At 70.7% G+C, this 6,256-nt stretch carries 6 protein-coding genes; 5 read left to right on the top strand and 1 reads right to left on the bottom strand.

Annotated features, from left to right (window positions below; translation table 11 throughout):
• The 5 genes from AA75_RS51990 to AA75_RS16940 form a co-directional block, all read left to right on the top strand.
• Positions 1-576: bifunctional DNA primase/polymerase (locus tag AA75_RS51990; protein WP_233289051.1), on the top strand; the 576-nt coding region annotated here is incomplete at its 5' end.
• A gap of 361 nt (positions 577-937) precedes the next feature.
• Positions 938-1,855 (top strand): AAA family ATPase, encoded by a 918-nt coding sequence (locus AA75_RS16955; RefSeq protein WP_233289050.1) that lies wholly within the window; start codon positions 938-940, stop codon positions 1,853-1,855.
• 132 nt (positions 1,856-1,987) lie between these two features.
• A complete protein-coding gene (locus AA75_RS16950) occupies positions 1,988-2,176 on the top strand; it encodes a helix-turn-helix domain-containing protein (RefSeq protein WP_033820890.1) in 189 nt (62 codons plus the stop codon).
• On the top strand, positions 2,176-3,474 hold the full coding sequence (locus tag AA75_RS16945; RefSeq protein WP_033820889.1) for a tyrosine-type recombinase/integrase: 1,299 nt from the start codon (positions 2,176-2,178) through the stop codon (positions 3,472-3,474). Before AA75_RS16950 ends, AA75_RS16945 begins: the two co-directional genes overlap by 1 nt.
• Before the next feature lie 650 nt (positions 3,475-4,124).
• Positions 4,125-4,979: a DUF5655 domain-containing protein gene (locus AA75_RS16940; protein ID WP_368666575.1), complete on the top strand. Its 855-nt coding sequence runs from the start codon at positions 4,125-4,127 to the stop codon at positions 4,977-4,979.
• A gap of 415 nt (positions 4,980-5,394) precedes the next feature.
• Here AA75_RS16940 and AA75_RS16935 read toward each other — a convergent pair whose 3' ends face one another.
• The gene (locus AA75_RS16935) at positions 5,395-6,207 is read right to left on the bottom strand and encodes a hypothetical protein (RefSeq protein WP_051740826.1); all 813 of its coding nucleotides are present in this window, start codon (positions 6,205-6,207) and stop codon (positions 5,395-5,397) included.
• Positions 6,208-6,256: the final 49 nt, after the last annotated feature.

Raw genomic sequence — 6,256 nt, 5'->3', positions numbered from 1 at the left:
CAGTTCCACATCCCCGCCACCGCCACCGTCGCCACCCCCAGCGGCGGCCTGCACCTGTGGCTCACCGCCCCACCCGACATCCAGGTCACCAACTCGGCCGGCACCGTCGGCCCCGGGATCGACATCCGCGGCACCGCCGGCTACCTCGTCGGCCCCGGCTCCCGCACCCAACACGGCATCTACACCTTCGCCCCCGGCACCGACCCCCACACCCTCGCCCCCGCACCCGAAAACCTGCTCGCCCTGCTCACCCAGCCCCAGGCCCCGCCCGCACGCACGCCGGACCCCGAAGCGCTCCGCGCCGGCATCCGCGTCCAGAGCGCCTACGTGCAAGCCGTCCTCACCGGCGAGAGCGACAAGGTCCGCGCCCAACGCCAACCCGGCCGCAAGAACAGGCTGTTCGCGTCCGCCGCCAGGCTCGGTCAGCTCATCGCCGCCGGAACCGTCCCCGAACACCTCGCCCACGACAAGCTCCTGACGGCCGGCCTGGCTTGCGGACTGGCCGAGGCCGTGTGCGAGCGGACCATCCGGCGCGGTTTCGACCGAGGCACCGGACACACCTCCCACGCAGCCTGACCACCGGCCCGCGCCGTGCGGGGGCGGAAAAGCGCTTATCCGCCCCCGCTCCACCCCGGCCGCCGATCACCGGCCCACCACACACCCACCCCGCGACCGGAAGGCACCCTATGACCACCTCCACCCCCGACAGCAGCGCCGCCCCCGCCGGCCGCCGACCCGGCCGGGCCGCGGCATGACCCGCCCCGCAGGACCGGAGGAACCGCGCCCTGCCCCGCGCCTGCGCGTCGTCCACGACGACCCGCCAGATGCTCCCTGGCCCGACGAAGCCGACCCCTACCCGGACTCCCGGGCCGACCCCGCCCGCGAGCCACCGCAGACCGCCCCCACGGCCCCACAGGGGCCGCCACGGCCCCGCACCGTGTGGAACGCCGCCGACCTCATGGCCACCGACTTCCCCGAACCCCGCTGGGCCGTCCCCGGGTTCTTCGCCGAGGGCGTCAGCCTCCTCGCCGGGCCCCCGAAGGTCGGCAAGTCCTGGCTGTCCCTCGGCCTCGGGCTCGACGTCGCCGCCGGCCGACCCGCCTTCGGCTCCATCGACGTCGAGCCCGGCCCCGTCCTCTACCTCGCCCTGGAGGACACCCCGCGCCGCCTCAAGACCCGCATGGCCAAGCTCCTCGCCGGGCGCGACGCCCCCAAGGCGCTGACCCTCGTCACCGAGTTCCCCCCGCTTCCGCAGGGCGGCGCCGACGCCCTCGACCGCTGGCTCACCCAGAACCCCGGCGCCCGCCTCATCGTCATCGACGTCTTCGCCAAGGTCCGCGGCCACTCCGCCCCCGGCGTCGCCGCCTACGACGCCGACTACGCCGCCATCGGCCACATCAAGCAGGTCGCCGACCGGCACGCTGTCGCCACGGTCCTCGTCCACCACGTCCGCAAGATGGCCTCCGACGACTTCCTCGCCGAAGTCTCCGGCACCAACGGACTCGCCGGCGCCGCCGACGCCACCCTCGTCCTCAAACGCTCCCGCGGCAAAGCCGACGGCGTCCTGCACATCACCGGCCGCGACGTCGACGAGAACGAACACGCCCTCGAATTCCAACCCGACACCGGCAGCTGGCACCTCCTCGACGGACCCGCCAGCGACCACACCATCGGCGACACCCGCGCCACCATCCTCACCCACGTCCGCACCCACCCCGGCAGCAAACCCAAGGACATCGCCACCGCCACCGGACTCGACTACGCCAACACCCGCCAGACCTGCACTCGCATGGCCAAGGACGGCCAACTGCACACCGACGCCAGCGGCGCCTACGTCGTCCCCGAGCCGGTGTGACAGCCCGGGCCACACCCGTTCTGTCACACCTGTCACAGCTGTCACCGCAGACCACTGACCAGCGCAGATGCCAGTGACACCGAGAGTGACACCCCTGTGCCCCTGCCCCATAGACCGCGTGGAGGAACCCCCTTGTCCATCGCACCTCCTACCGCCCTGACCGTTCCCGAGGTCATGACTGCACTCCGGCTCAGCCGCAGCAAGGTCTACGACCTCATCCGTTCCAGGGCTCTGCCGAGCTTCACCATCGGCCGCTGCCGGCGATTCGACTCCGCCGATGTGGCCGCCTACATCCGCACCCAGATCGAGGAGAACCAGTAGTGGCCAAGCGCGCCAACGGCGAAGGCACCATCGCCCGCCGCAAGGACGGTCGGTACGTCGCCGCCGCGTACGTCTACAAGCCTGACGGCACCCGCACCCGCAAGTGGGTCTACGGCAAGACCCGCGCGGAGGTCGCCGACAAACTGACGGAGATGCAGGAAAAGACCCGCCAGGGCATCCCCGCCGTGACGTCCAACATGCCGCTCGGGAAGTACCTGGACTACTGGCTCAACACGGTGGCGCCCGAGCGCTACAAGCCCTCGACCCTCACCAGCTACGAGCCGATCACCCGCGTGTACATCGTTCCCGCGCTCGGCCGGAAGCCCCTCAACCGCCTCACGCCGGCGGACGTCCGCCGGTTCCTGGCGGACTTCCGCGCCGGGTGCCTGTGCTGCCTTCGCCGCGTCGACCACCGCCGCGCGCCGGAGAAGCGGCAATGCTGCGCGGTCGCCAAGTGCTGCGAGCGCCGCCCGGGCGCCCGCACGGTCCAGTACGCGCACGCCGTGCTCCGCTCGTCGCTCCAGAACGCAGTCCGCGAGGAGCTGTTGGCCCGCAACGTGGCCCGGCTGGTCGAACGGCCCACCGTGCCCCACAAGGAGGTCCAGCCCATGACCGCCGACGAAGTCCGGCTTCTGCTCCGCGCCGCCCGCGGGCACCGGCTCTACCCGCTGTGGCTGCTGCTCGTGTCCACCGGCCTGCGCCGCGGCGAGGTGCTCGGCCTCACCTGGAACGACATCGACCTCACCACCCGTCAGCTCCGGGTGCGCCGGAACCTCCAGCGGGTCACGGGACACCTCATCTTCAGCACCCCGAAAACCGCCCGCTCCCTACGGACGATCGCCCTGCCGACGTCCTGCGTCGCGCGCCTCCGCGAACGCCGCGAACAGCAGACCCAGGAACGTGCGGAAGCCGGGATCGACTGGCAGCCGCTGGACATCCAGCCGGCCGGGTTGGTGTTCACCACGCTGACCGGCACGGCGCTCGACCCGCGGAACCTGAACCGCAGTCTCGCCGCGCTCTGCACGAAGGCCGGCCTGCGGCCGATCCGGGTGCACGACCTGCGGCACACCTGCGCCTCGCTGATGCTGGCCGAGGGGGTGGCGGTCCGCACCATCATGGAGACGCTCGGCCACAGCACGATCAGCATGACCCTGGACACCTACGCGCACGTCATGCAGACGACGCTGCGGGAGGCGGCGGACCGGATGGACGATGCGCTCGGCATGGCCACCGACGACGATCCGAAGGGCGATGAGGAGGGCGGTCCAGCCGCCGCGGGGGTGCCCGTGAAGCGCTGAACAAGCGCGTTGTGGTCAACCGTGGTTGTCAAAAGGGCCGGAGACTCACGTCTCCGGCCCTCTGACCACTGTCGGGACGACAGGATTTGAACCTGCGACCCCTTGACCCCCAGTCAAGTAGGCCCCATTTCCGCCCTCTTCGAGCGAAGCCAACACGTCAACCTCAAGCTCTCAAACTAGCCTACCACTCGCCGAGTTGAACCGCATCGCACCTTCACTCCGCAAGGGTCAGCTGACAGTGGCTCAATGGTTACTATGTGCAGAAATGTCCATATCCGCCCATCGCCGTCCATCGGCGCACAGGAGGCGTGGTCCCAAAGTGGTCCCACGGCCATCGTTACACGCCGCAATCGCCTACTCGAGGGCATTCTCCCCTGGCAAGGCTCCTCGCCCCCTCAGCCTCAAGCCCTACGAGCGTCCGTCACTCGGAGTAACGCGAGACTGCCCACTACCCCCGCCTCTGACCGCCCTATTCCCGCCTGCGCAAAGTGCGATAAACGCGACAAGCACTAGATTGTCCTGCTTCCGGCATGTAGCTTGTCCGGCTCATCCCCGGGCGGTCCGGCGGATGGTGTGCTGGGGGGTACGTGGCGGGTCTGCAGGTGTTCCGCGTTTCTGATGGGGATGTTCGTCGTGTCGAGGGTGACACCGTGGAGCTGGAGCGTCACCTCCAAGCTCTCGTCGAGGCGAACATGGAGGAGATGCTGGGCGGCGTCCGCTTCCTGGCGAGCGAGTACTCCACCGGCCCGGTGCACCGGGGTCGGATCGACAGCCTCGGTCTCGACGAGGACGGCAGCCCAGTGCTGATCGAGTACAAGCGCCAGCGCAGCGAGTCGGTCCTCGCGCAGGGGCTGTTCTACCTCTCGTGGCTGGTGGAGAACCGCGCCGAGTTCGAGGCGCTCGTCGAGCAGCGGCTCGGTGCCGAGGCCGCTGAGCAGGTGGACTGGAGCAACCCGCGGGTGGTGTGCATCGCGGCGGACTTCAGCCGGTACGACCTCGTGGCGGCCGGGATGTCCCACCACCGGATCGACATGGTGGTCTACCGGCGTTACGGGGACGACCTGGTGACGCTGGAGTTGGCGGCGTCGGTCGCCGGCGGGTGCGGCACCCTGTCGGGACGGCGTTCGGAGCTTGCGCGGCCGGTCTCGGCCAACCGTCGGACGGTCACCGACGTGCTCGCGCAGGCCAGCGGCGAGATCCAAGGGCTGTACGAGGAGCTCGACTCGCGCCTGCTCGACCTGGGCGAGGGCCACGCGGTGTCGCTGCAACACTACGTTGCCTACCGCCGGCGGCGGAACTTCGCCTGCGTCCGGGTGCTGGCGCAGGCTCTGGTCGTCTTCCTGCGCGTCGACCCGACGACGGTCCAGTTGGTCCCGGGTTGGACCCGGGACGTCCGGAGAATCGGGCACCTCGGGACGGGCGAGCTGGAGGTCCGGATCGGCTCGGTGGAGGATCTCGACCGGTCGATGGCGCTGCTGCGGACGAGCTACGCCGCTGCAGCGTAGTCCGGCAATGGCGATGGGCCGTACCCCCTTTCCGGGGTACGGCCCATCGCCATTGTTCGGCCCGCTCAACGGAGGGCTGGGTCTGGGTGCTGACTCTGGTGTTCAGTGCTCAGCCGGGCAGGGGCGGGCGGCGGTCAGCGGCGGCGGTGACGGGATGGTGGTGCGGTGGCAGGCGGTTCGCTCGCCTGCCCGGCGGGGGGCGAGTTGAGGGCCTGCTTGATGTGGGCCCGGCGGGCGGCCCAGCGGCTCAGGTCTCGCTGGTACGTCCGGCCTTCCTCGCCTCCGGCAAGGCTTGGGTGAGGGGCGGCGGGCTGACGATCCTGGGGGTTCGGCTGTTCGATGGTGGTCCTCCGTGTCAAGGGGTGGCAACTCCGGGCGCAGGCCGGATTCAAGTGGGGTCAGTGTTCGCGTGGGGTCAGTGTTCGCGGTCGTGCTGCGGTTCTCGGGACAGCGAGGTGATCAGCGCGCGTTCGCGGACAAGGTCGGCGTGCACTTCGGGCTGGTTCGGGCCGAGGGCTTCGAGGGCGCTGTCGATCGCCGCGAGGGCTTCGGCTCGGCGCCCGAGGTTCCGCCAGGCGGTGGCGGTGCGGAAGATCATGATCGGGTCGGCGTCGTCGAAGGTGGGCCAGGCTGCCAGCTCGAGGATCCGCTCGGCCTGGTCGGGTAGTCCATCTCCGAGCCAGAGGCCGTGGAGCAAGGCGTGGCAGACCTGGGGGTTGTCGCCGGACTCGGCGAGGCTGCGGTCCAGGGCTTCGAGGGCGCCGGGGGCGGAGCTTCCGAGGAGGGCGAAGGCGGCGAGGGCGCGGGTGTACGGATCCCAGCGGGTGCGCTCGCTCACCGGGGCCTGGTCGAGCAGCTGCTGGATGCTGCGGCACCGGAAGTCGAAGCGGAGAGCGGCGAGGTGGATGTGCCGGAGCGCTTGGGCATGGGTGCGGTCGGTGCCGGGCTGGGTGAGGTGGTCGTTGCCGGTGAGGTAGGCGAGGGCGCTGTTGCGCCGGCTGCGGGCGTACCAGGCGAGGTGGTTGGCCAGGGCGGCGCTGGTCTGCCAGTCCGCGTTGGCGCGGCTGAGCCAGCGAGCGGCTTCGGAGGGCCAGGGTCGGCCCGCGTCGATGTCCTGTTCGACGAGGGCGCGGACGGCGGCGAGTGCGGTCGGGCGGAGGTCGTCGCGGTGGACGGCTGCGGCAAGGGCGGCGTACGAGCCGGGGGTGTCGAGCAGTCCGCGGATCATGATCTTCTGCGTGGTGGGGTAGGCGGTGGCGCGGGCGATCCGTTCGATG

This window comes from Kitasatospora sp. MBT63, from assembly GCF_000710465.2.
Classification (GTDB): Bacteria; Actinomycetota; Actinomycetes; order Streptomycetales; family Streptomycetaceae; genus Kitasatospora.
The sequence above is the reverse complement of the archived record's forward strand: the minus strand, read 5'-3'. Positions and strand labels throughout refer to the sequence as shown.